This is a genomic window from Kutzneria viridogrisea DSM 43870, from assembly GCF_000525635.1.
In the GTDB taxonomy this organism is placed as follows: Bacteria; Actinomycetota; Actinomycetes; order Mycobacteriales; family Pseudonocardiaceae; genus Kutzneria; species Kutzneria viridogrisea.
The window spans coordinates 2,224,615-2,248,183 of the sequence record NZ_CP007155.1; the positions used below are offsets into that span (position 1 = coordinate 2,224,615).

20 protein-coding genes are annotated in these 23,569 nt (G+C 69.9%); 12 read left to right on the forward strand and 8 right to left on the reverse strand.

The annotated features are described in order from the left end of the window. Positions 1–38 precede the first annotated feature (38 nt). The 3 genes from KALB_RS10095 to KALB_RS10105 form a co-directional block, all read right to left on the reverse strand. On the reverse strand, positions 39–1,319 hold the full coding sequence (locus KALB_RS10095) for a phosphoinositide-specific phospholipase C-related protein (protein WP_025355599.1): 1,281 nt from the start codon (positions 1,317–1,319) through the stop codon (positions 39–41). Between the two features lie 72 nt (positions 1,320–1,391). Continuing rightward, complete coding sequence (locus tag KALB_RS10100; protein WP_236650212.1) at positions 1,392–3,197, reverse strand: anthranilate synthase family protein; 1,806 nt, start codon at positions 3,195–3,197, stop codon at positions 1,392–1,394. Between the two features lie 166 nt (positions 3,198–3,363). Further along, a complete protein-coding gene (locus KALB_RS10105) occupies positions 3,364–4,335 on the reverse strand; it encodes a magnesium transporter CorA family protein (protein WP_030110803.1) in 972 nt (323 codons plus the stop codon). Between the two features lie 91 nt (positions 4,336–4,426). On the opposite strand from KALB_RS10105, the gene KALB_RS10110 reads away from it, so the two are divergent. Next, the gene (locus KALB_RS10110) at positions 4,427–5,776 is read left to right on the forward strand and encodes a serine hydrolase domain-containing protein (RefSeq protein WP_025355602.1); all 1,350 of its coding nucleotides are present in this window, start codon (positions 4,427–4,429) and stop codon (positions 5,774–5,776) included. Between the two features lie 59 nt (positions 5,777–5,835). Continuing rightward, complete coding sequence (locus KALB_RS10115) at positions 5,836–6,138, forward strand: zinc-ribbon domain-containing protein (RefSeq protein WP_081789273.1); 303 nt, start codon at positions 5,836–5,838, stop codon at positions 6,136–6,138. 37 nt (positions 6,139–6,175) lie between these two features. Here KALB_RS10115 and KALB_RS10120 read toward each other — a convergent pair whose 3' ends face one another. Both KALB_RS10120 and KALB_RS10125 read right to left on the reverse strand, forming a co-directional pair. After that, the gene (locus tag KALB_RS10120) at positions 6,176–7,744 is read right to left on the reverse strand and encodes a PH domain-containing protein (protein WP_081789274.1); all 1,569 of its coding nucleotides are present in this window, start codon (positions 7,742–7,744) and stop codon (positions 6,176–6,178) included. Between the two features lie 31 nt (positions 7,745–7,775). Beyond that, positions 7,776–8,288 (reverse strand): PH domain-containing protein, encoded by a 513-nt coding sequence (locus tag KALB_RS10125; RefSeq protein WP_030110802.1) that lies wholly within the window; start codon positions 8,286–8,288, stop codon positions 7,776–7,778. Between the two features lie 249 nt (positions 8,289–8,537). On the opposite strand from KALB_RS10125, the gene KALB_RS10130 reads away from it, so the two are divergent. Beyond that, positions 8,538–9,968: an amino acid permease gene (locus KALB_RS10130; RefSeq protein WP_025355606.1), complete on the forward strand. Its 1,431-nt coding sequence runs from the start codon at positions 8,538–8,540 to the stop codon at positions 9,966–9,968. Between the two features lie 70 nt (positions 9,969–10,038). Here the strand turns inward: KALB_RS10130 and nagA are convergent, their stop codons facing one another. The 3 genes from nagA to KALB_RS10145 form a co-directional block, all read right to left on the reverse strand. Beyond that, the gene (gene nagA / locus KALB_RS10135; RefSeq protein WP_025355607.1) at positions 10,039–11,214 is read right to left on the reverse strand and encodes an N-acetylglucosamine-6-phosphate deacetylase; all 1,176 of its coding nucleotides are present in this window, start codon (positions 11,212–11,214) and stop codon (positions 10,039–10,041) included. A 122-nt stretch (positions 11,215–11,336) separates the two neighbouring features. Then, positions 11,337–12,170 (reverse strand): hypothetical protein, encoded by an 834-nt coding sequence (locus KALB_RS10140; RefSeq protein WP_025355608.1) that lies wholly within the window; start codon positions 12,168–12,170, stop codon positions 11,337–11,339. Positions 12,171–12,304: 134 nt separating this feature from the next. After that, positions 12,305–13,024, reverse strand: a complete 720-nt coding sequence (locus tag KALB_RS10145; protein WP_030110800.1) for an ANTAR domain-containing protein — start codon at positions 13,022–13,024, stop codon at positions 12,305–12,307. Between the two features lie 299 nt (positions 13,025–13,323). Between KALB_RS10145 and KALB_RS10150 the strand changes: the two genes are divergently transcribed. From KALB_RS10150 to KALB_RS10190, 9 genes are all read left to right on the forward strand, one after another. Beyond that, positions 13,324–13,704: a PadR family transcriptional regulator gene (locus KALB_RS10150; protein WP_025355610.1), complete on the forward strand. Its 381-nt coding sequence runs from the start codon at positions 13,324–13,326 to the stop codon at positions 13,702–13,704. A 560-nt stretch (positions 13,705–14,264) separates the two neighbouring features. Continuing rightward, the gene (locus KALB_RS10155) at positions 14,265–16,325 is read left to right on the forward strand and encodes a hypothetical protein (RefSeq protein WP_051913282.1); all 2,061 of its coding nucleotides are present in this window, start codon (positions 14,265–14,267) and stop codon (positions 16,323–16,325) included. Positions 16,326–16,331: 6 nt separating this feature from the next. Then, complete coding sequence (pelF, locus tag KALB_RS10160; RefSeq protein WP_042220310.1) at positions 16,332–17,780, forward strand: GT4 family glycosyltransferase PelF; 1,449 nt, start codon at positions 16,332–16,334, stop codon at positions 17,778–17,780. Beyond that, positions 17,777–19,237: a hypothetical protein gene (locus KALB_RS10165; RefSeq protein WP_030110796.1), complete on the forward strand. Its 1,461-nt coding sequence runs from the start codon at positions 17,777–17,779 to the stop codon at positions 19,235–19,237. The genes pelF and KALB_RS10165 overlap by 4 nt, the downstream gene beginning before the upstream one ends. Positions 19,238–19,255: 18 nt before the next feature. Then, complete coding sequence (locus tag KALB_RS10170) at positions 19,256–20,251, forward strand: GDP-mannose 4,6-dehydratase (RefSeq protein ID WP_025355613.1); 996 nt, start codon at positions 19,256–19,258, stop codon at positions 20,249–20,251. Between the two features lie 14 nt (positions 20,252–20,265). Further along, on the forward strand, positions 20,266–20,979 hold the full coding sequence (locus KALB_RS10175; protein ID WP_025355614.1) for a nucleotidyltransferase family protein: 714 nt from the start codon (positions 20,266–20,268) through the stop codon (positions 20,977–20,979). Beyond that, a complete protein-coding gene (locus KALB_RS10180; protein ID WP_025355615.1) occupies positions 20,979–21,875 on the forward strand; it encodes an NAD-dependent epimerase/dehydratase family protein in 897 nt (298 codons plus the stop codon). The genes KALB_RS10175 and KALB_RS10180 overlap by 1 nt, the downstream gene beginning before the upstream one ends. Next, positions 21,872–22,558, forward strand: a complete 687-nt coding sequence (locus KALB_RS10185) for a spherulation-specific family 4 protein (RefSeq protein WP_025355616.1) — start codon at positions 21,872–21,874, stop codon at positions 22,556–22,558. The genes KALB_RS10180 and KALB_RS10185 overlap by 4 nt, the downstream gene beginning before the upstream one ends. Beyond that, entirely contained in the window at positions 22,555–23,490 is a 936-nt protein-coding gene (locus KALB_RS10190; RefSeq protein WP_063750754.1) for an endo alpha-1,4 polygalactosaminidase, read from the forward strand. Before KALB_RS10185 ends, KALB_RS10190 begins: the two co-directional genes overlap by 4 nt. Positions 23,491–23,569: the final 79 nt, after the last annotated feature.

Below are 23,569 nucleotides of genomic sequence, written 5' to 3' on the forward strand. Positions count from 1 at the left end.
GGCGTCTAACGCCACGAACGGCACTTTCATGGCACTCCTCAGGGCGTGTAGAGGTAGCCGTTCAGGGCGGTGACGGCGGACATGGGGTTGCTGAGGTCGTAGCGGTCCACGGCGAGGTAGGTGGGCTTCTTGCGGGCGGCGGGCTGGCAGAAGCGTTGGGCGCGGTCGAGCAGCTTGCCGTTGTCGGTGCTGATGGTGCCGCTCATGGGCGTGTCGCGGAAGTGGTTCATGACGAACAGCGGGTGGAACGGGGACTGGTCGGCGGTCAGCGGGATCTCGGACCACCGGCTGTAGCAGGACCAGTCGGAGTTGCCGACCCCGGAACCCATGGACCAGTAGTTCTCGACGGTCCACTCGCGCTGGTACATCACGCCGAAGCTGTCGCGGGCCACCGAGTCGCTGCCGCGGTCGTGGTCGGTGAAGATCATCAGCCGCTGGTTGGCGGCCACCAGGGAGGACAGGGTTGGCCAGCCGTTCTGGCGGACCCCGGTGCGGTCGGGGCGGTACAGCAGGTCGGCGAGCCCGTTCACGCGGGCGAGCTCGGAGCGCAGCAGGGCGGCGTCGACGTAGTCCTCGAGGAAGATCGTCACGAACTGGTCCGGGTGCTGGCGCAGGAAGTCGACGACCCGCTGCACGTCCACCCACAGGGCCACCGGCTTGCTCACCAGCGTGCAACTGGTGTGGCACAGGATGGCCCCGTCGGGGGTCTGGTAGATGTCCATCATGAAGCCGCGCACCCCGTCGGCGAGCTGCTGGCTGATGCCGCGGTTCTGGTTGGGGAACAGGTTGACGAACGGCGGCGCGAACCCGCCGTCCACCCCGTTGGCGAAGGCGTTGTGCGCGGTCAGGAAGGTGACCTGGTCCAGGCGCGGGTCCGCGGGCATCGGTGCGGTGCGGGCGGTGACCGGGGTGAGGTACCAGCGGGCGGCGGCGCCCAGCGTCAGGTCGGCGCGCAGGTAGGAGTCGGTGCCGGGCGCGCGCAGGGTGTAGCCCTCGGCGAGGGTCCACCGCGCGTCGGGGCTGTCGCAGGCCAGGCGCACGGCCTTGCCCCCGCTGCGCCCCAGGCAGGCGTTGCTCTCGTCGGCGTTGCTGAGGGTCACGGTGTCCCCGCTGCTGCGGAGCACCCACTGCTGGTGGTCCTCGTTGCCCTTGGGGCGGTGGGCGGCGATGGTGCCACCGCTGTCGGCGGCGTTCAGCCCGGTGTCGGCGCTCTGCAGGTAGTACTGGCCGTCGGCGGGTGCCGCGGTGGCGGGGGCTGGCGTGCTCAAGGCGGTCGCGACGATCAGCAGACTCGCCGTCGCGAGGCGGGAGGCGCGCATGGGTGTCCCTTCTGGGCCCGGCGGCGGCAGACCCATCTCAGCGCATCTCCCGCCCCGCGGGCAAGTGCCCCGTTACGGCAGGATGCCGAGCACCAGCTTGGTCAGCAGGTCGATGCCGTGTTCGGTGAGCACCGACTCGGGGTGGAACTGGGTGGAGGCGAACCGAGGACCGCGCAGCGCGTGCACCTCACCGCTGACGGCGTCCCGGCTCACCGCCACGTCACCGAACGCGTCGGCTCCGGCCAGGGCCACGAACGTGCTGTAGAAGCCGACCCGGTGTTGCGCCCCGAACAGGTCGACCTCCCGCTGCACGCCCTGGTACGGCAGCTCCTTGCGCACCAGCTCGAAGCCCAGCAGCGAGCACAGCACCTGGTGGCCGAGGCAGACCGCCAGCAGCGGCTGTCCACTGTGGAGCGTACGGTCCACGATCGCCCGCATGGCGGCCATCTTCGGGTCGGTGACCTCACGCGGGTCGCCTGGACCCGGACCTGCGACGACCAGGTCGTAGCCGTCGAGGTCCGGGTCCGCGTCGTACCGCACGGTGGTGACCGCCAGCCCCAGCGTGCGCAGCATGTGCCGCAACATGGCGGTGAACGTGTCCTCGGCGTCCACGACCAGCGCCCGCCGACCCGCCAGCGGGGTGGGTAGCGACTGGTGGCTGTCCAGCCAGAACCGGGCCAGCGTGCCGTTGCGGGCGGCCAGCGCCTGCCGCACCTGCTCGTCCTCGGCGAAGGACTGGACCGCGGGGCCGGAACCGGATCGGCCGTGCAGCGCGGCGAGTACCCCGGCGGCCTTGGCATGGGTCTCGGCGACCTCGTTGTCCGGCACCGAGTTGCGCACCAGCGTGGCGCCGACCCCGACGCGCAGCGAGCCGTCACGTGCGATCTCGGCGGTACGGATGAGGATTGGTGCGTCCACAGTGGACCCGTGTGGGCCGATCAGCGCGATGACCCCGCTGTAGTAGCCGCGCCCGCGCTGCTCGTAGCGGGCGATCACCCGGCAGGCGCTCTCCAGCGGGCTGCCCGTCACGGTCGCGGCGAACATGGTGCGGCGCAACACTTCCCTGGCGTCCAGCGAGGTCTGCCCGGACAGCAGGTACTCGGTGTGGGTCAGCCGGGACATCTGCTTCAGGTACGGCCCGAGCACGCGACCGCCCAGGTCGCAGACGTCGGCCATCATCTTCAGCTCCTCGTCCACGACCATGTAGAGCTCGTCGGTCTCCTTGCCGTCACCGAGGAAGTCCAGCAACCGGTCGCGGTCCGGTCGCCCGTCCGGGTGCCGGTAGGTGCCGCTGATCGGGTTCATCACCACGGTGCCCTCGTCGAGGCTGACGTGCCGTTCCGGGGTGGCGCCGACGAAGGTCCGCTCGCCGGTGTTGACCAGGAAGGTCCAGTAGGCACCCCGCTCACCGAGCAGCAGCCTGCGGAACACCGCCAGTGCGGTCGCGGGGGTGTAGCCGGGTATGCGCGCGGTGTACTCGCGTTTGATCACGAAGTTGGCGCCCGCCCCGTGGCCGATCTCCTCGGCCAGCACCTTGCGCACGACCTCCGCGTACGCCTGGTCGCTCAGGTCGAAGCCCGCGTCGACCAGTTCGAAGGGCAGGTCGGCCACGCGGTCCAGCACCTGGTCCACGGGCACGGTGTCGCGTTCGGACACCAGCAGGGCCAGCAGCGGGGCCTGGTCCTCCACGAACTCGAAGCCGCGCTCGGTGATCTGCCGGTACGGCACGATCGCCAGCACTTCCTTGTCCGACAAGGGGATCTCGCCCAGCTCGGCGAGGGTCACGACCTCGCCGAGCAGCACCTCCACCGCACCGCCCTCGCGGCGCAGCAGGGCGAAGGGCGGCGGGTCGGCGACGAGGATGCGGTCCAGCAGCACGGGAATTCCTTCCGGTCTGGTGGTCCACCGCACCGGAGCGACCTGGCCCGAACACACTCGTGGCCGCCTCGGTGTGAGGCGGCCACGGGAGTGGGTGTGCGCGAGAGCGCCCGCCTAGGAGGCGGGCCACCAGTTGGACAGTCGCGCGGTCATGCCGGTGAGGCTACTACAACCAGTTGCGCCTGCGGAACACCACGTACAGCACGGCCGAGGCGACCAGGATGACCGCGGTGGAGATCCAGAAGCCCCAGTCGGTGTTCAGCCCGGGGTAGTTGATGTTCTGCCCGTAGAAGCCGGTGATCAGCGTGGGCACCGCGATGATCGCGGCCCAGCTGGTCACCTTCTTCATGATCAGGTTCATCTGGTTGCCCTGGATGGTCAGTTCGGTCTCGCGCAGCGTGGCCACCAGGTCACGCAGGGACTCGATGCGGGCGTCGGCGCGCAGCACGTGGTCGTAGACGTCCCGGTAGTAGGGCTGGAGCTGATCGTCCACCAGGTGCGTGTCGTGGCGCAGCACGGCTTCGAGCACCTCGCGCATCGGGGAGGTCACCTTGCGCAGGTCCAGCAGGGAGCGCCGCAGCATGTAGGAGCGGCGCTGGATCAGCCGCAGGTCCACCGGGTCGCCGAACAGCTGCTCCTCGACCTGCTCGATGCGCTCGTCCAGGAACTGCACCGCCTCGAACTGGCTGTCCGCGATGTGGTCGAGCAGGCCGTGCAGCAGGAACGCGACCCCGCCCTTGGCCAGTTCCGGAGCGGAATCCCACCGCTTCACCACTGGATCGATGTCGAACTCCTGGCTCTTGCGCACGGTGACCAATGCCTTCTCGGTGATGAAAACCGACACTTCGGCCACCGAGATCCGTTCACTGTCAACATTTGTCGTTGCCTGGTAAGCGGAAAGGAACAGGTGTGAGTCGTAACGGTCCACTTTGGGCCGCTGGTGCTCGTGCACCGCGTCCTCCACGGCGAGTTTGTGCAGCCCCAGCTCCTCGCTGATGGTCGCGAGGTCCGCCTCGTCGGGAGCGCACATGTCCAGCCACACGGCCACCCCCGGCTCGGCCAGGTGGTCGGAGATAAGGGCGGGATCGAAGTCCTCGCTCTCCAGGACGCCGTTTCGGTACAAACGCGTGCGAGCCATGGGGCAGAGGTTAGTGGCAGGATCGGAGGCCACCGGCCCGAAGGGCCTCCACAGTGAGTGAGAGGGGTAGGACGGCGTGTCCTCCGAGAACCTGCTGCCCGCGACCGAACATGCCCTGCTGCACCGGATCGCGGTGGAGCAGTCCGCGAAACGGGCCCCCTCGCTGGCCGCCGCGGTGATCCGCGACGGGCGGTTGCTGTGGAGCGGCGGCCGGGGCCAGGTGGACGGGCAGGCCCCCACCGCGGACACCCAGTACCGGATCGGCTCGATCACCAAGACCTTCGTGGCGGTGGCCGTGATGCGCCTGCGCGACGAGGGCAAGGTGGAGCTGAACGACACCTTCGACACCTACGTGCCCGGCAGCGCGCTGGGCGGGCTGACCGTGGCCCAGCTGCTCGCGCACGCCAGCGGCATCACCGCCGAGTCCCCGGGCTCCTGGTGGGAGCGCAGCCCCGGCACCTCCTGGTCCGAGCTGTCCGACCGGGTGGGCCCCGGCGAGCTCAAGCACCGGCCCGGCCGCCGGTTCCACTACTCCAACCTCGGCTACGGCGCGCTGGGCGAGCTGGTCAGCCGGGTGCGCGGCGCGAGCTGGCTGGACGTCGTGCGCGAGGAGATCCTGCGCCCGCTGGAGATGACCCGCACCACCCCGATGCCGGAGAAGCCGCACGCCGAGGGCTGGGCCGTGCACCCGTGGGCCGACGTGCTGCTGCCCGAGCCCGCGCACGACGCGGTGTCCATGGCGCCGGCGGGCCAGCTCTGGTCCACCCTCAACGACCTGGCCCGCTGGGCGCGGCTGGTCGGCGGGGACACCGGTGAGGTACTGCACCCCGACACCGTGGCCGAGATGCGCGAGCCCATCGTGGTCGAGGACGGGGACCACTGGCTCGGCGGTTACGGCCTGGGGCTGCAACTGGCCCGCAACCGGGGCCGGCGGCTGGCCGGGCACACCGGCTCCATGCCGGGCTTCCTGGCCACCCTGTGGACGCACCCCGAGCAGGCCACCGGCGCGGTCGTGTTCGCCAACACCACCAGCGGGGTCGAGGTGCCCGCCGTGGCCGCCGACCTGATCGACATCCTGGCCACCAGCGAGCCGAGGCTGCCAGCCGAGTGGGCCCCGCTGACCGAGTACGACCCGGAGCTGCTGGCGATGACCGGCACCTGGTACTGGGGCCCGGCGGCGCGCTCGCTCAAGCTGATGCCCGGCGGCTGGATCAACCTCGCCCCGATCGGCGTCGGTGGGCGGGCCTCCCGCTTCCGGCCCGAGCCGGACGGCACCTGGATCGGCCTGGACGGCTACTACGCGGGCGAGACCCTGCGCGTGGTGCGGCACGCCGACGGTTCGATCCGCCACCTCGACCTGGCCACGTTCATCTTCACCAGGACCCCGTACGACCCCTCGGCGGAGATCCCCGGCGGGGTGGACCCCAGCGGCTGGCACTGAGCGGGCCGGGCGGCTACCCTGCTGCGGTCACACACGACCTGGGCCCGAGGGGGGACCTGATGCTGTTGATCTGGGGTACGCGCAGATACGTGTACCAGTTGCTGATGGCGATGCTGGTGTGCAACAGCTGCCGCAACCCGGCCGCGCACTCGCTGCGCAAGTTCACCACCAAGTTCACGTTCTTCTTCATCCCGCTGTTCCCGATCAGCACCAAGCACGCGCTGCAGTGCACCTTCTGCGGGGCGGAGAGCTGGCTGGACAAGGAGCAGGCGCAGCAGCTGATCGACCAGCAGGCCGTGGCGCAGCAGGCCACTGCCCAGGCACAGCCGCAGCTGCCGGTCAACCAGCCGCACCAGCACTGACCGCTGTGGGGCCCCGGTCCGCCGGGGCCCCACGGGTTCACTCCAGGAACTGGGTCAGCAGTTCCGGCATCGTCTCGTCGGCCAGCGCCACCGCCTCGGCCGCGGACACATCCGTGACGTGGTAGGCGCCCTTGCCCGCCGCCGTGGTCGCGACCACCGTCATCAGCCCGGCCCTGCGCTGGAAGAACGAGGCGTGCAGCCGCCAGCCGATGACGCCATCCCTGCGCAGCGCAACGGTTTCCCGCACCAGCGAGCCCGAGCGGGTCACCAGGTACTCGCCCGCCAGGGTGTGCCCCAGGCTGCGGAACCGGTCGAGTCCGATCAGGACGGACAGCGGGATCAGCACCAACGCCGCCTTCCACAGCCAGTCCGGGGCGAAGTTCACCAGCGAGGCCAGCCAGGCCAGCACCGTGATGCCCACCGCGGACATCACCGCCCGGTTGACCCGGCGCATCCGTGCCGCCCTCGGGTGCCCGCGCAGCGGTGCGGTGGTCGGGTCCTCGGCCTCGTGCAGGGCCTTCGCGGCCACCTCGTGCGCCCGCTCCAGCGGTGCCGCGGGCAGCAGCAGTGCGCCGCCGCGCTCGTCACCGCGCCCGGTGCGCAGCCCGCTGACCACCGCCGAGCACCGTCCACCCTGGACCAGTCGCAGCGGCAGGGTCTCCTTGACCTCCACGCCGCGCAGCCGCTTCTCCTCGATGGAGACCGAGCGCGTGTTGATCAGGCCGTGCCGGATGTGCAGGGTGCCCGAGGGTTCGCGGGTCACCTGGAAGTTCCAGTAGGACAGGACGTAGCCCAGCACCGAGGCGATCGTCACCACGACCAGCAGCGCGGCCACCGCGATGAGCACGGTCAGCCACACCGGGCCGGTGAGCACCTGGTCCAGCACCTGCCGCAGCGGCCCGAGCGCGCCGCCGTCCAGGTGCAGTTCGTGGGCGAAGTGGAAGATCGTGCCGCCCAGGGCGCCGACGATCGCCACCCCGGACAGGGTGAACGGGGCGAACCGCGTCCAGCGCCGGTCCACCGCCGCCAGCACCGTCTCCTGTGGACTGTCCACAGTGGCTTGTTCCGGGCTCGGCGCCGACGGCCTGTGCAGCAACAGGGTGCGCAGCCGCTCGGCCTCGGTCTTGGTCACCGCGTCCAGGACCAGCTCGTCGCCCTTGCCGGAGTCGTGCCGACCCGTGCCGACCTTGACCTTGCACAGCCCCACCAGCCGATGCTGCCACTCGGCCGTGATGTCCACGGTCCTGATCCGGTCCCGGGGAACCGCCCGCGACTTGCGGATCAGCAGGCCGTGCTTGAGCTCCACCTGCTCCTCGGTGATCCGGTAGCGCGCGGTGATCCAGTGCAGCACCCCGCGCACCAGCAGCAGGCCGACCACGCCAAGGCCGATCCACTGCTGCCAGTTGCCGCTGCGGTTGAGCAGCACCAGGCCGACCAGCACCGGGACGATCCGGATCAGTTCCTTGGCCGGGTGGATCACCAGCATCAACGGGTTGAGCCGGTGCCAGGGGATCTCCTCCGGCGGGGGCGGCGCGGGCGTGAAGTCCACCGGCCGCTGGGTGAGCTCGGGCACCGTGCTGGATTGTTCGCTCGCAAGCTCGCTCATCGCCGCACCTCGCTGGGGCTCGCAAGCTCGCTCACGTCGCGTCACCCTTGCTGGCCTGCGTGGTGGCCGCGAGCTCCTCGACCAGGTCGCGCGCGGTCTGCTCGTCCAGTCCGTGGATGTGCAGCGGACCGGCAGCCGAGGCGGTGGTCACCGTCACCCGGGACAGGCCGAACAGCTGCTCGAACGGCCCGCGTTCGGTGTCCACCGTCTGGATCCGGCTGATCGGCGCGACCCGCCACTCCTGGTCGAACCAGCCCGACTGGGTGTAGACGGCGGTGGGCGTGACCTCCCAGCGGTGCACGCGGTACCGCCAGCGCGGCATCACCAGCAGGTGGGCCACCGCCAGCAGCACGGTCACCGCAAGCGTCACCCACAGCCACGACGGCTGGGCTCCGAAGGGCCCGCGCGGGACCACCGCGAACACGATCTGCGCCCCGGCCAGCACCACCCACCCCGGCAGTGCCCGTACCGTCCAGTACGGGATCGCCTTGCGGCTGACCTGGTGCCGCGGCGCCCGAAGCCTGGTCCCCACCTGTTCTGTCACGCTCACGAGGAAACCATGGCACGGGCGCCCCGGGGCGGACTTAGGTCAAATGACACGGATGGCTGCTTGCCTTCTGTCAGGGGTGGTCGGACTCGGTCCGGTCATCGGATCTGACGGCGTTCGTGGGGCTGTCGACGGGCGTTCTGAGGCTCAGACATCGGATGTTTACTTGGCGTGACCGCTCCCGTTTCGTGCGCGCGGGAGCCGACTGCTACAAACGGGCGACCGGTGCAGTCTGGAAAGGACCCCATGTCTCACACCTCTGATCCCGTGCGTGCCGGGTCCGCCAACGAGGGCCGCCTCGACGAGGACGCCGGGTACCACAAGGGGCTCAAGAGCCGTCAGGTGCAGATGATCGCCATGGGCGGCGCCATCGGCACCGGCCTGTTCCTGGGCGCGGGCGGTCGGCTGCACAGCGCGGGCCCCTCGCTGGCCATCGTGTACGCCATCTCCGGCGTGTTCGCGTTCTTCGTGGTCAGGGCGATGGGCGAGCTGGTGATGCACCGGCCGAGCTCGGGCTCGTTCGTGTCCTACTCGCGAGAGTTCCTCGGCGAGAAGTCGGCGTTCTTCGTCGGCTGGATGTACTTCCTGAACTGGGCGATGAGCGGCATCGCCGACGTCACCGCCGCCGCGACCTACGTGCGCTTCTTCTGGCCGGACGTGCCGCAGTGGATCCCCGCGCTGATCGCGCTGGTGGTGGTGCTCGCGGTGAACATGGTGTCCGTGGCGCTGTTCGGCGAGCTGGAGTTCTGGTTCGCCGCCATCAAGGTCATCGCGCTGGTGGCGTTCATGCTGATCGCGATCTTCGTGCTGGTCACCAGGCAGACCGTGGACGGGCACTCAACCGGCCCGCAGCTGATCACCGAGCACGGCGGGTTCTTCCCGGCCGGTCTGCTGCCCGCGGTGATGATCCTGCAGGGCGTGGTCTTCGCCTACGCCGCGATCGAGATGGTCGGTGTGGCCGCGGGCGAGACGGCGAACCCGCGCGAGGTCATCCCCAAGGCGGTGAACTCCGTCGGCTGGCGCATCGCGATCTTCTACGTCGGCTCCGTGCTGCTGCTGGTGATGCTGATGCCCGCCGGGGACTACACCGCCGACCAGAGCCCGTTCGTGACCTTCCTGGACAGGCTCGGCGTGCCCGGCTCCGCGGGGATCATGAACATCGTCGTGCTCACCGCCGCGCTGTCCAGCGTCAACTCCGGGCTGTACTCCACCGGCCGGATCCTGCGCTCGCTGTCGGTGGCCGGGTCCGCGCCGAAGTTCACCGCGCTGATGAGCCGCAACGGTGTGCCCTACGGCGGGGTGCTGCTCACCGCCGCGATCTACGCGCTCGGTGTGGTGCTGAACCTGGTGCTGCCGCACGACGCCTTCGAGATCGCGCTGAACTTCTCCGCGCTGGGCATCCTCAGCATGTGGTCGATGATCATGATCTGCAACCTCGCGTTGCAGCGCAAGGCCAAGCGGGGCGAGGTCCAGCGGCCCGCGTACCGGCTGCCCGGCGCGCCGTTCACGAACTACGTGACCCTCGGTTTCCTGGTGCTCGTGCTCGCGCTGAGCTACTTCGACGAGCCCGCGGGCCGGATCATGATCTTCTCGATCCCGGGCATCGTGCTGCTGCTGGTGCTGGGCTGGTTCCTGGTGCGGCGGCGGGTGCGCGAGCTCGCCGCGTCCGGGGAGTAGTGCTGGCCGACCACCGAACCGCCAGCGGGACAACGGGGTCAGGGGCCGGACCCGGGCAACCGAGTCCGGCTCACCGGCCCACGGCGGGCTGGGCCTGGGGCACCTCGGTGACCCACCGGCCGGCGGACATGACGGCCTGCACACGCAGGTCGGCGTCGAGCACGACGAGGTCGGCGCGCTTGCCAACGGAGAGCGAGCCCACCAGGTGGTCGATGCCGAGCACGCGGGCGGGGGTGCTGGAAGCGGCGGCGCTGGCGTGCTCGATGGGGATCTGGTTGACGAGCACGGCACGGCGGAAGGCGGAGTCCATGGTGAGCGTGGACCCGGCGATCGCCTCGCTGTCGGCGAGCCGGGCGACCCCGTCGACCACGCGGACGGCGAGCGGGCCGAGTTCGTAGCTGCCGTCACCGGCGCCCGCGGCGCTCATCGCGTCGGTGATCAACGCGACGCGGTGGTGACCGGCGGCCTGGAAGGCCAGTTCCACGGCGGCGTCGTGCAGGTGGTGCCCGTCGTTGATGACCTCGACGGTGACGCCCTCGTCCTCGAGCATCGCGGTGATCGGTCCGGGCTCGCGGTGGTGGATGCCGCGCATGGCGTTGAACAGGTGCGTGGCGACGGTGACGCCCGCGCCGATGGCGGTGCGGGCCTGCTCGTAACTGGAGTCGGTGTGGCCGAGTGCGGCGATGACCCCGTTGTCGGTGAGCTGTCGCACGGCGTGCAGCCCGCCGTGCAACTCGGTGGCGAGCGTGACCATGCGCACGGCGCCCCGGCCGCGGTCGAGCAGGCGCTGCACCAGGTGCGGCTCGGGCTCGCGCAGCAGCGCGGGGTCGTGCGCCCCGCAGCGGGCCCTGCTGATGAACGGGCCTTCCAGGTGGATGCCCGCGAGCAGACCGTCCTGGACGAGCTCGGCGAGGCAGGCGATGCCGCGCTCCAGTTCGCCGACCTCCATGGTGACGGTGCTGGCGACGGCGGTGGTCGTGCCGTGGTTGCGGTGGAACTCGAACACCTGGCGGGCCTGCTCGGGCGTGGTGCCGGGGTAGCTGGCGCCACCGCCGCCGTGCACGTGCATGTCCACGAAGCCGGGCACGATCCAGCTGCCGTCCAGGTCGATGGTGCGCACGCCGGGGCCCTGCACGCCCTCGGCGCCGGCGCCCACGTCAGTGATCCACTCGCCGTCGACGGTGATCCTGCCGTTGTCCACCACGGCGCCCGGCAGGACGAGACGGGCGTTGCGCAGCAGGTACACGGGTGCCTCCTGGGGCAGCTGAGATGGGTCCCGGCGACGGCATCGTTGACGATATTGGTTTAGACCTTATCCGAACAGGGGCCGGTGCCGCCCGCATCTCCCTCGACCGGGTGCGCCCGGACCTACCCGGTCGGTCCGATCAGCCGCAGGGTCGCCTCCCGGTGGCCCACCAGCGTGGACGTCGCGTCGGACTCCAGCACGACGGTGCCCGCCATGCCGATCTCGGGCCCGCACAGGGCAGCGGTCAGACCGGCGACCAGTTCCGCCTCACGACAGGTCAGCGTCCAATGCCTGCCGCGACCCCACAGTGAGGTCCAGTGCCCGGACCCGGCGACCCCGCCGACCCGCCAGCGGCCGTCCGGATCGTTGGTGCCCAACCGCACCAGCAACCCGGCGAGCAGTTCCTCGGCGTCGCGGTGCACCGGGGGCACCACGTCCAGCATGTGCTGCTCCGCGGGGTGCAGGTCCCAGGCGCGGGAGGCGATCTCCCAGGCGATCGGCACCTGCGGGCGGGTCGCCCCGGCGCCCTCCGCGGAGGCGATGCGCAGCAGGGTGCGGGTCGGCACGTGCCGGAACCGGAACCACCTGCCGTGCTGGTCGGCGTTGAGCGGGCGCAGCCCGGGCAGACCGCTGCGGCGCGGCTGCTCGGTCTGCACCAGGCACGTCTCGGCCAGCACGTGCGGGGCCGAGGTCAGCACCACCAGGCCGTGCGGTTCGGGGGAGTAGGTCACGAAGTCGACCACGGAGAAGTCCAGCTCCCACCCATCCAGCGGGTGGTCCTGGCCCGCGCCCTGGTTGCACAGCAGCAGCGCGAACAGCGCGCGCAGCCTGCGCTGCCCCGAGGAGCAGGTGTCCAGGCCGTGCGAGTCCCCGGCGCCCATCGCGGAGCCCGCACGTGCGGCGGGCTCGCCCGTGTAGGCGGACCGGCGTGCCGCGGTCAAGGCCGTGCCGGACACGGCAACCTCCCTGGTCGAGGTGTGGACGCGTGGGCCCGCCGGGGTCCGGAGCGGTGAGTGGGCGCAATGTGATTTCGCCCCGGTCACACAGTGCACCCGCGTTATCACCACTGGCAAGCCCGAGCGGGCGAAGATCACTCACGCGGCAGGTCCGTCGAACCCGAGAGCACCGCGTTGGCGAGTTCGGTCAACCGCTGGTTGCTTCGCCGGGCGTGTTCGCGCAGTGCCGTGAAAGCGGCATCCACCGTCGTGCCCAGCCGCTCGGCGAGCACACCTTTGGCCTGCTCGATCAGAATGCGGCTGGTGAACGCCGCCTGGAGCTGCTTGGCAAGGGTTTCCTCCCGCTGCACTGCCCGTTGCTGCAGCAACGCGATCGCGGCGGCCTCGGCCATCGCCTCGGCGATTCGCGCGTCCTCGGAGTCCGGTGTTCCCCGGCGCGCGTGGAACAGGGTGAGCGCGCCGATGGTGGTATCACGCAGGCGCAACGGCACCGCGTGCAGTGCGGCGAAACCGGCCGATCTCGCCTCCTGAAGGAAGCGGTTCCACCTGTTGTTGTGCTGGTCCACGTCGGGTACCGCGATGGGCGTACCGGTGCGGTAGCACTCCATGCTGGGGCCGTCCGCTCGCAGCAGCTCCCACAGCGGCGCTGAGCTGGTCTTCCCCACGCAGTCGGCCACGGTGCGCAGGTGCCCGGACAGGTCGGCCAGCACAACACCGGACGCGTCCGCGGACAGTGTTTCCCTCGCTCTGCTCGCGAGAAAACGCAGGAACTCGTCGACGTCGAAGTCACCGACCAGGGTATCGGCGAGCTTGACGAAGGTTTCAGCCAGTCTTGCTGCCGGCATCGACGTCATGATTGAACGGTACGGGCTGGGGAAGCCCTGTCGGCGACAAACGACCGGAATGGAGCACGGTTGTTCCGGTCGGACCACAGCCCGCTCTACTGTTCGGCGGCTGCCGCAGTGGAATTGCCACGCGGTTCGCGTGGAGCGTTACCCGATTGGACGCGTCGAGAGCCCGGTCCTTGCGTGTGCATTCGGTTTATCCTGTACCGGGAGTACGCTTGCATGTGCATGATTCAACTTGCGAAACGCGAACTCGCGCCCCTCTCCCTGCCCTGGGGTGTGCTAATTGGACGGGACGGGTGCCACTCATGCGAGACTGTGAACCGCGCAACTTCGTGCGCCCTTGCCTGCTGCTCCTGCTCGGCGAGCGCCCCGACCACGGCTACGGCCTGATCGAGCGGCTGCGCGAGCTGTGCGGGGCGGACAACGACGCCAGCGGGATCTACCGGGCGCTGCGCAACCTGGAACGGGACGGCCTGGTCTGCTCGGCCTGGCGCACCGCGACCCCGGGGCCTGCCAGGCGCTGCTACGAGCTGACCGCACTGGGCGAGTCGGTGCTCGCCGACTGCGCGGAGGGCCTGCGCGCCACCAGGGCGGCCATCGACGCGTTCCTTGGCCGTTACGCGCGCGACCGGGCCATGGCAAGGACCGCCGCCCAGGCGCCCGCTACGCCCATTTACCGAATATAGGTCCGGATGCTTGCGCCGTTCACAGGTAATTGCCCGCGCGTTCGTCATGTCGAGGGCTAACGTGCACCTGACCACATCGTGGCCATCGTCACCCACGGATGGGTGACTCAGGTAACGGTTGGCTGTGAAGATGCTGGGTGTGCGTATTCAACTGCTGGTTCATCATGTGTCCGGTTCGTCACTGCCTGTCTGGTACGTCCAGGAAACTTGTCGTTCTGAATGAACCGGAGTTAACCCACTTGGGCATGTGAATGATGCGTTCAGTCTTACCCGCTGAGCCGTTCGGCCCAGCGTAGATACCTCCTTCAGCCGATTAGCGTGCGTTTAGCTGAAGAATGCCATTCGCCGGTAACAACGGAGTGCCGTCAGCGATGTGGTTGGGGCGGACGCACCCGCGTCCATTTCCTTCACAAACCGCGTGCCACCTGGTGGTCGCACGCGCGTGAACGGGGTAAACATTGCGATCGATCGCACAAGCGAGGGCTGCGCTTCTGGTAGTTGCGTGCGTAGCCGGTCTCGTGGGTGTGCCTGGGGTGGCCGCTGCGGCGGCGTCGACACGCGTGGACCTCAACGTGCTGGTCGTCACGGACGGCTCGGCGTGGGTGGAGGGCATCCGGTCCCAGCTGGCCTCCGAGGGCCTGGCCGCGACCGTGCTGTCCACCAGTGACGCGCACCGTCCCCAGATCACCGACACCTACCTGGCCGACCAGGTCGGCGGGGCACCCAGGGCCAAGTTCCAGGCCGTGGTGCTCGCCAACGAGAACCCGGGTGGCCTGAGCTCCGCCGAGCTCACCGCCCTGACCGCCTACGAGCAGCAGTACGGCATCCGCCAGGTGAACGGGTTCTCCTACCCGAGCGCCAACGTGGGCCTGAACAGCCCGATCTACTCGGGCAAGCTGGACGGCACCACCGCACACCTGACCGCGGCGGCCACCGGTGACGCCTTCCGTTACCTGGCCGGCCCGGTCCCGCTGGAGGACAACGACCCGGCCGTCACCGAGGCGTACGGCTACCTGGCGACGCCGCAGCCGGACAACACCACGACCGGCGCGCACTTCGAGCCGCTGCTGACGGCCACCGTGCCGGGCGGCACCGCCCAGGGCACGCTGATGGGCGTCTACCGCAAGGGCGGCCGTGAGCAGCTGGTCACGACCTTCGCCTACAACGGGTACCAGCAGCAGTTCCGCCTGCTGGCGCACGGCATCATCGACTGGGCGACGCGGGGCGTGCACCTGGGGTACTACCGCAACTACTTCACGGTCAACGTCGACGACATCTACGCCGCCGACGACCGGTGGAACTCCACGGCGCACTGCACCCCCGGCAACAACGACTGCCCGCCGGGCACCCCGGACACCGTGCCGGTGCGGATCACCCCGCAGGACGTGGACCACGCCGTCGCCTGGCAGCAGCAGCACAACTTCCAGTTCGACTTCATGTACAACGGGGTCGGCAGCGACGAGGTCATCGCCGACCACGGCAGTGATCCGCTGACCACCTCGCTGGACGCGCAGAAGAGCCAGTTCCGCTGGGTGAACCACACCTACTCGCACGGCTTCCTGGGCTGCCAGCAGGACTTCACGGTGATCCCGTGGCGCTGCGTGACCAACGCGGCGGGCCAGGTCCAGTACGTCAGCCAGGCCGACATCAACATCGAGATCACCAAGAACCTGGAGTTCGCGCAGAAGCACGGCCTGCCCATCCAGGCCGACGAACTGCTCTCCGGTGAGCACTCGGGCACCTTCATCCTGCCCCAGCAGCCCCAGGACAACCCGAACTTCCTGGCCGCGCTCAGCGCCAACGACATCGCGTGGGTCGGCCTGGACGCCTCGCGGGAGACCGGCCAGCGGCAGGTGGCCTCGGCGCTGGGCGTGCCCCGGCACCCGATGAACGTGTTCTACAACGTGGCCAACCCCTCCGAGGAGGTCTCCGAGTACAACTGGATCTACACCTCCAGGGCCAATGGCGGCAGCGGGGTGTGCGAGGACAACCCCGCCACCACCACCTGCATCACCCCGCTGGACCCGAACACCGGCTACGCGAACTACATCGTGCCGCTCGAGGTCAAGATCGCGATGCGGCACGTGACGAGCAACGACCCGCAGCCGCACTACGTGCACCAGTCCAACCTCGCCGAGGGCAGGCTCCTGTACCCGGTGGTGGAGGGCGTGCTGGCCACCTACCGCGCGCAGTTCGCGGCGAACACGCCGATCGTCAACCCGAGGCTGTCGGCCGCGGGGCAGGCGCTCCAGCGGCAGGCCGCGTGGACCAAGGCGCTGGCAGCGGGCGGGGTGACCGCGTACAGCCAGGGCGGCACCGTCACCGTGCAGGGCCCTGACGGAGTGGAGATCCCGGTCACGGTGCCGGAGGGCACCACGGTGAACGGGGCCGCGTTCGGTGAGTCCTACGCCGGTCAGCGCTCGGCCTACCTGAGCTCCGCCAGGGCCACGCTCACCCTGCCCGCGGGCACCCTGCCGCTGGCACCGAGGGCCCTGCTGCCGGTCGTGCTGGACCAGCCGGTGCGCCCGGCGATCCCGGTCACCCTGTCGACGCCGAAGCTCAACGCCGCCTCCGACGCGGTGCTGACCTCGGCCGCGGCCCAGAGAGGTCAGGGGCGCTAACCCACAATGGACGTCGCCTTGATGACAGAGGGCACCTACCCGCACAGCTTCGGTGGTGTGAGCGTGTGGTGTGACCAGTTGGTGCGCGGTATGCCGGACTACGACTTCCACGTGGTCGCGCTGGTCGGCGGCACGGTGAACCAGCCAGCCTGGGAGCTGCCCCGCAATGTCGCCTCGGTGACGCCCGTTCCGCTGTGGGGGGCCGTGCCGGCCGGGCGCACACCCGGCCGGCAGGCCCGCCGGGCCTTCCGGCCTCTGATCAGGGACTTCTTCGACACGCTGCTGGACCCCACCGACGCGGGCCAGCAGTGGTTCGGCCTGGTGCTGCGCGAGTTGTTCGAGTACGGGCAGCGCTACGACCTGACCGCGGCGCTGCGCGGTGAGCACACCGTGCGGGCCCTGTCCGACGCCTGGCAGGACGGCTGGTTGGACGGGGAGGCCACGGCGCCGACCGTGTTCGACGCGCTGACCGCCGTGGAACTGCTGGAGCACTCGCTGCGCCCGCTGGCGATCCCGCCGGTGCGCGCGGAGGTGTCGCACTGCGTGGCCAACGGCCTGGCGGCACTGCCCGCGTTGGCCGCCAAGTGGACCTACGGCACCCCGCTGCTGCTCACCGAGCACGGCATCTACCTGCGTGAGCGCTACCTGGGCTACCGCGGCGGCCCGTACCGCTGGCCGGTCAAGGCGCTGCACCTGGCCTTCCTGCGCAAGCTGTGCACGCAGGCCTACCTGGAGGCCGGGATGATCGCCCCCGGCAACATCTACAACAAGCGGTGGGAGGAGCGGCTGGGCGCCGAGCCCACCGCGATCCGCACCGTCTACAACGGGGTGGACCCCGCCGACTTCCCCGCCGTGGACTCCGAGCCGGAGGTCCCCACGGTCAGCTGGGCGGGCCGGGTCGACCCGATCAAGGACCTGGAGACGCTGCTGCGGGCCTTCGCGTTGGTGCACAAGCGATTACCGGAGGCGCGGCTGCGGCTGTTCGGCGGAACACCCAAGGGCGGCGAGGGGTATCTCAACCGCTGCAAGGACTTGGCGGCACAACTGGGGATCGGCGAGGTAGCCACCTTCGAGGGCAGGGTCGAGGAGATCAGGGACGCCTACGCGGCGGGGCACGTCGTGGTGCTGTCCAGCATCTCCGAGGGCTTCCCGTACACCGTGATCGAGGCCATGACCAGCGCGCGCGCCTGCGTGGCGACCGACGTCGGCGGGGTGTGCGAGGCGGTGGGTGACACGGGGCTGGTCGTGCCGCCCCGCGACCCGGAGGCCATGGCCAAGGCGTGCCTGGACCTGTTGACCGACAACGACTTGCGCCACCGGCTGGGCCAGGCGGCCCGTACGAGGGCGCTGGAGTACTTCACCGTTGACCAGGCCATCGGCACCTTCGACGAGCTCTACGCCACACTGGCCCGCAAGTACCCGCTGAACCAGGATCGGGAAGTGAGGAGCGCATGACCGCGGGTACCGCCCCCGAGGCACAGAAGACCGCGTACTTCTCCGTGCAGGGAACGATTCCCGAGACCAAGCCGCGTACCCCGCTCGACGAGTTGCGCGAGCGCATGACCTCGCTGTGCGCGGCCGCGGTGGACCCGTTCGAGATCGCCGCGGGGCTGGAGGCCGACGGCCTGTCCGACCAGGCGGTGCAGCGCAAGTACGGCTTCTCCGACGTGTTCACCCTGGCCGAGGAGCTCTACCGGCAGGTGCCGCGCGAGCCCGAGGAGCCCGAGCCGCTGCCCGACCCGTGGACCACCAAGCGCAGCACGCACGTGGTGCACGGCCTGCTGTTCGGCCTGCCCGCGCTGTGCTACCCGGCGGCGGCCCCGCTGCTGGGCGGCGGCCCGGCGTTGACCGTGCTCGTCGTGTCAATGTTGATCTCCTGGTCGCTCAGCCAGGCCGTGGCCTACCTCGGGTACTCTCGGACGAGCGCACTGGACAACGGTGGCGCCGCAAGGGTTCTCCGGCTGGGCATGGCCGCCTCGGTCGGTCTGCTCGCCCTGGTGCTCGGCGTGCTGCTGCTGGTCTCCGGCGCAGGGCTGCCGGTGGTGCTCTTCGCACTGGGGCAGGGTATCTACCTGATGGCCGCCACGGTCCTGTTGGTGCGCAAGGCCGACAAGTGGCTGTTCATCGCGCTCGCGCCGGGCGTGCTGGCCAGCCTGGGATATGTGGTGGCCGGTGAGCCGCAGTGGTTGAACCTGCCGGTGTGGTGTGTGCTGGCTGGTTCCGTGCTGCTGTCGGTAGGATTCGCCGTGCACCAGACCTGGAACCCCGCCCCCGCGAACGGACCCCTGGTCACCAGGCAGACCTCGTTCGGCGCACTGCCCTACGCGTTGTTCGGCGTGCTCACCGCGGGCCTGCTGGCCTTCCCGGTGGTCGCCGCCACCGCGATCCCGGCGCTGGGCACCAAGGCGGCACCGGTGGCAGCCCTGCCGCTGTCGCTGAGCATGGGGGCTGCGGAGTGGAACCTGTACTGGTACCGCAGCAGGATGCGCCGCGAGTCGCAGGCCACCACGCGGGTGTCCCGGTTCGTCGCGCGCTCCCGGCTGGTGCTGGGGCTCGCGGTGGTCCGCTACCTGGTGGTCGCGGTGCTGCTGTTCGCCACGGTGATCACCACGGCCGCGCTGATCGGCGCGGGCCGTCCGGAGTGGACGCAGGTCCCGGCCTACACCGCGTACCTGGCGCTGGGCGCGGCGCTGTTCATCGCGTTGCTGTTGCAGGCCTGCGGGAGCACCTGGACGGTGCTGCCAGGCTGTGCGGCGGCGTTGCTCACCGAGGTCTCGGCCGCGGTGGGAGCCATCTGGTTCGGATGGCGGATCGACCTGATCTCGGCTCAGTTGCTGGCCTGTTGCGGGCTGCTGGCGGTACTCGCCGTGCACGCCTCGGTGGCTCTGGGTCAGGCAACCAAACACAGGTAACACCTAGAGAGGCAGTAGATGACGAACGTCGTGGCAGTGACCGGGGCCGAGGGCTTCATCGGATCACACCTGGTGGAGTCGCTGGTACGTCGCGGCAACCGGGTCAAGGCGATGGTGCTGTACAACTCCTTCGGCTCCTGGGGCTGGCTGGAGTCGCTGGGCCGGGACGTGCTGGACAACGTGGAGGTCGTGCAGGGCGACGTGCGCGACGGGGCCTCGGCCCGCGAGCTGGTCGAGGGCGCCGAGGTGGTCTACCACCTGGCCGCGCTGATCGCGATCCCGTACTCCTACAAGGCGCCCCGGTCCTATGTGGACACCAACGTGATCGGCACGCTGAACATCCTGGAGGCGGTGCGCGCCTGCGGCACCGGCCGCCTGGTGCACACCTCCACCAGCGAGACCTACGGCACCGCGCGCACCGTGCCGATCAGCGAGACCCACCCGTTGCAGGCCCAGTCGCCCTACGCGGCCTCGAAGCTCTCGGCCGACAAGCTGGTCGAGTCCTACCACCTCAGCTTCGAGGTGCCCGCGGTGACCCTGCGGCCGTTCAACACCTTCGGCCCGCGCCAGTCCGCCCGCGCCGTCATCCCCACCGTGATCAGCCAGCTGGCCGCGGGGGCCAAGTCGATCAAGCTCGGCGCGCTGGACCCGACGCGGGACTTCCTGTACGTCAAGGACACCGCGGAGGCGTTCGTCACCGCGGGCACCGCCCCGGCCGAGACCGTGGTCGGCGAGCTGTTCAACGCGGGCACCGGGGTCGAGGTCTCCATCGGCCAGCTCGCACACGACATCGCCCGCGTGATGGGCGTGGACGTGGAGATCACCGAGGACAGCCAGCGCATCCGGCCCAAGAACTCGGAGGTCATGCGGCTGATCGCCGACGCGAACAAGCTGCACCAGGCCACGGGCTGGAAGCCGCAGTACACCAGGGACCAGGGCCTCGCCGAGACCATCGAGTGGTTCTGCGACCCGGCCAACCTGGCGCACTACAAGCCCGAGCAGTACAACCAGTGACGAGGGAGTCGACCATGCACGCCGTCATCCTGGCCGGGGGCAAGGGAGTTCGCCTGCGTCCCTACACCACCCGGCTGCCCAAGCCGCTGGTGCCCATCGGCGACGAGTTCTCCATCCTGGACATCGTGCTCGCCCAGCTTTCCCAGCACGGCTTCGAGCGGGCCACGCTGGCCATCGGCTACCTCGGCGACCTGATCCGCTCCTACGTGGGAGACGGCAGTCGCTGGGGCATGTCCATCGACTACGCCACCGAGGACTCCCCACTGGGCACGATCGGCCCGGTGCTGCAGATCCTGGACACCCTGCCGGACAACTTCCTGGTCATGAACGGGGACGTGCTGACGGACCTGGACTACTCGTCCATGCTCAAGCAGCACGTGGGCGGCAACGCCCCGCTGACCGTGGCCACCTACCAGCGCCAGGTGAAGATCGACTTCGGTGTGCTGACCACGCAGAACGGCCGCGTGGTGGAGTTCACCGAGAAGCCCACGCTGAACTACCGGGTGTCCATGGGCGTGTACGGGCTGAGCAAGGCCACCCTGCGCGAGTACCAGCCGGGCACCCCGCTGGGCTTCGACGAGCTGGTGCTGGACCTGCTCGCCAGCGGCAACCCGCCCGCCGAGTTCGACTTCGGCGGCTACTGGCTGGACATCGGACGACCCGACGACTACGACCGGGCCAACGCCGAGTTCGACGACATCAGGGGCACCCTGCTGAAGGGGGCGTAGTGACGCGCGTTCTGCTCATCGGGGCCAACGGCTTCCTGGGCGCCCACGTCAAGCGGGCGCTGACCGGCGCGGCGGGGACCAGCGTGGTCACCGCCGGCCGGTCGGCCTCCTGTGACTTCGCGCTGGACCTGGTCACCGGTGGCGTGGCCGGGGTGCTGGCCGCGCTGGAGCAGGCCGAGCCGGACGTGGTGGTCAACTGCGCGGGCAAGGTGGCCGGCCCGCCCGACGTGCTCGCCGAGGGCAACATCACCGGCCCGGCCAACCTGGTCGGCGCGCTGCTCACCCGTGGGTGCGCCACCAGGTTGGTGCACCTGGGATCGGCGGGCGAGTACGGCCGGGTCGAGGTGGGCACGCCGATCACCGAGCGGACCAGGCCGTGCCCCGTGGGGGTCTACGGGGTGACCAAGCTGGCCGGTACCGCCGTGGTGTCCGCGGGCAGGGCCGCTGGGCTGGACGCGGTGGTGCTGCGGGTGTTCAACCCGTTCGGCCCAGGTTCCCCGGTGGGCAGCCTGCCGGGCAGGCTGGCCACCCAGTTGCGGCAGGCGATCGCCGAGGGCACCGACGTGCACCTGGGTGCGCTCGACGACGTGCGCGACTTCGTGGACGCCCGTGACGTGGCCGAAGCCGTGCTCGCGGTCTGCCAAGCGTCCACTGTGGACACAGGTGTGCTCAACGTCGCGAGCGGCCGTGCGACACCGGTGCGTCAACTGGTGACGACCTTGGCCGACATCGCGGGCTTCACTGGTGTGGTCGTCGAACAGGGCGTAGGGTCTGCGCGGTCCGCCGAAGTCCCCTGGCACCAGGCGGACATCAGCACGATCGGCGAACTGCTCGGCTGGAAACCCGGCCGTGACCTGACGACCTCGTTGACGGATCTGTGGCAGGCAACGACGTGACACCCAAGCTCGTGGTCCCGGCCTACTTCCACCCGGCGGTCGACCCCGCCGGGTGGACCGCGCTGGCCGAGGCCGCCGACCAAGTCCGGTTGGTGGTGCTGAACGTGGCCAGCGGGCCGGGCACCCAGTACGACAGCGCGTTCGCCCCGGTGGTGGCCCGGCTGCGGGCCGCGGGTGTGCCGGTGGCGGGGTACGTGGACTCCGCCTACGGCACCCGCCCGGTGGCCGACGCGCTGGTGGACTTCTCCCGTCACCGGGACTGGTTCTCGGTGGACGCGGTGTTCTTCGACCGGGTCAGCACCGGCGCCGACCAGGTGGGCCACTACGCCGAACTGGCCGAGGCGGCCCGCCTGCTCGGCGCGGGTGAGGTGGTGTTCAACCACGGCGCCCACCCGATCAAGCCCTACGCCGACCACGCGGAGCTGCTCGGCACCTTCGAGGGCCCGTGGTCGACCTACGTGGAGCTGAGCACCCCGCGCTGGCCGCGCGCCCTGCCCGCGGAGCGCTTCCTGCACCTGGTCTACGACGTGCCCGACGCGCAGACCGAGGAGGCGCTGGACCTGATCGCCCGGCGCAACGCGGGCACCTCACTGGTCAGCGACCACAGCGGGGCCAACCCCTGGGGTCGGCTCCCGTCCTGGTTTCCCCTCCCCGCCAACGGAAAAGGAACCCTGATCGCATGAGAGCCCGCGCTCTGTGCGTGCTGTTACCCCTGGTCGTGCTGGCTGCTGGGTGCAGCGGGTCCGGCGGCGAGCCGCCCGCGCCCACCAGCACGACCACCACTGGCAGCGGCACGACCGAGGAGAGCTCCAGCACGACCGCCACCCCGGCGCCGCCGACGAGCACCGATCCCAGCGCGACCAAGCCGCCCACCGCGGCGCCGCCGACCAAGCCCAGCACCGGGGGCGGCACGTCCGCCCGCTGGGTACCGGCCCCGGGCACCGCGTGGCAGTGGCAGTTGACCACCCCGGTGGACACCAGCGTGGACGTGCCGGTGTACGACATCGACGGGGTCGAGGCGACCGCTGATGTCATCCGGACCCTGCACGCCAAGGGCCGCAAGGTGATCTGTTACGTCAACGCGGGCGCCAACGAGGACTTCCGGCCCGACGCCAAGGCGTTCCCGAGTTCGTTGCAGGGCCGCTCGAACAACTGGCCCGGGGAGAAGTGGCTGGACATCCGCCAGCTCTCCGTGCTGCAGCCGCTGATGGCCAAGCGCTTCGACACCTGTCGGGACAAGGGGTTCGACGGCATCGAGGCCGATCTCGTCGACGGCTACGCCAGCGACACCGGATTCCCGTTGAGCGCCGCTGATCAACTCGCCTACAACCGGATGCTGGCCCGGCTGGCACACGACCGGGGGTTGTCGATCGGGCTCAAGAATGATTTGGACCAGGTCACCCAACTGGTTGGCGAGTTCGACTTCTCAGTCAACGAGCAGTGTGCGCAGTACAACGAGTGCCCGAAGCTCAGCCCGTTCATCGCCGCTGGCAAGGCCGTGTTCCAAGTCGAGTACGAACTCGACAACAAGGAGTTCTGCGGCACCACGAGTCGGCTCCGGTTCAGCTCGATGCGGAAGAACAAGTCGTTGGACGCAGCGCGCTGGCCCTGCTGAGCCATTCAAGATCCTCTACTCGGCCGCACCGGTTCGCCCGATTTGGCGTAAGGTCATTCCTTGTCGCACGGTTACCATT

Bases quoted from the DNA above. Each gene is read 5' to 3' on its own strand.
- KALB_RS10105 (WP_030110803.1), bottom strand. From the start codon at position 4,335: ATGGCTCGCACGCGTTTGTACCGAAACGGCGTCCTGGAGAGCGAGGAC.
- pelF (WP_042220310.1), top strand. From the start codon at position 16,332: ATGGACGTCGCCTTGATGACAGAGGGCACCTACCCGCACAGCTTCGGT.
- KALB_RS10170 (WP_025355613.1), top strand. From the start codon at position 19,256: ATGACGAACGTCGTGGCAGTGACCGGGGCCGAGGGCTTCATCGGATCA.
- KALB_RS10120 (WP_081789274.1), bottom strand. From the start codon at position 7,744: ATGAGCGAGCTTGCGAGCGAACAATCCAGCACGGTGCCCGAGCTCACC.
- KALB_RS10150 (WP_025355610.1), top strand. From the start codon at position 13,324: ATGCGAGACTGTGAACCGCGCAACTTCGTGCGCCCTTGCCTGCTGCTC.
- KALB_RS10145 (WP_030110800.1), bottom strand. From the start codon at position 13,024: ATGACGTCGATGCCGGCAGCAAGACTGGCTGAAACCTTCGTCAAGCTC.
- KALB_RS10165 (WP_030110796.1), top strand. From the start codon at position 17,777: ATGACCGCGGGTACCGCCCCCGAGGCACAGAAGACCGCGTACTTCTCC.
- KALB_RS10175 (WP_025355614.1), top strand. From the start codon at position 20,266: ATGCACGCCGTCATCCTGGCCGGGGGCAAGGGAGTTCGCCTGCGTCCC.
- KALB_RS10115 (WP_081789273.1), top strand. From the start codon at position 5,836: ATGCTGTTGATCTGGGGTACGCGCAGATACGTGTACCAGTTGCTGATG.
- KALB_RS10130 (WP_025355606.1), top strand. From the start codon at position 8,538: ATGTCTCACACCTCTGATCCCGTGCGTGCCGGGTCCGCCAACGAGGGC.
- KALB_RS10095 (WP_025355599.1), bottom strand. From the start codon at position 1,319: ATGCGCGCCTCCCGCCTCGCGACGGCGAGTCTGCTGATCGTCGCGACC.
- KALB_RS10190 (WP_063750754.1), top strand. From the start codon at position 22,555: ATGAGAGCCCGCGCTCTGTGCGTGCTGTTACCCCTGGTCGTGCTGGCT.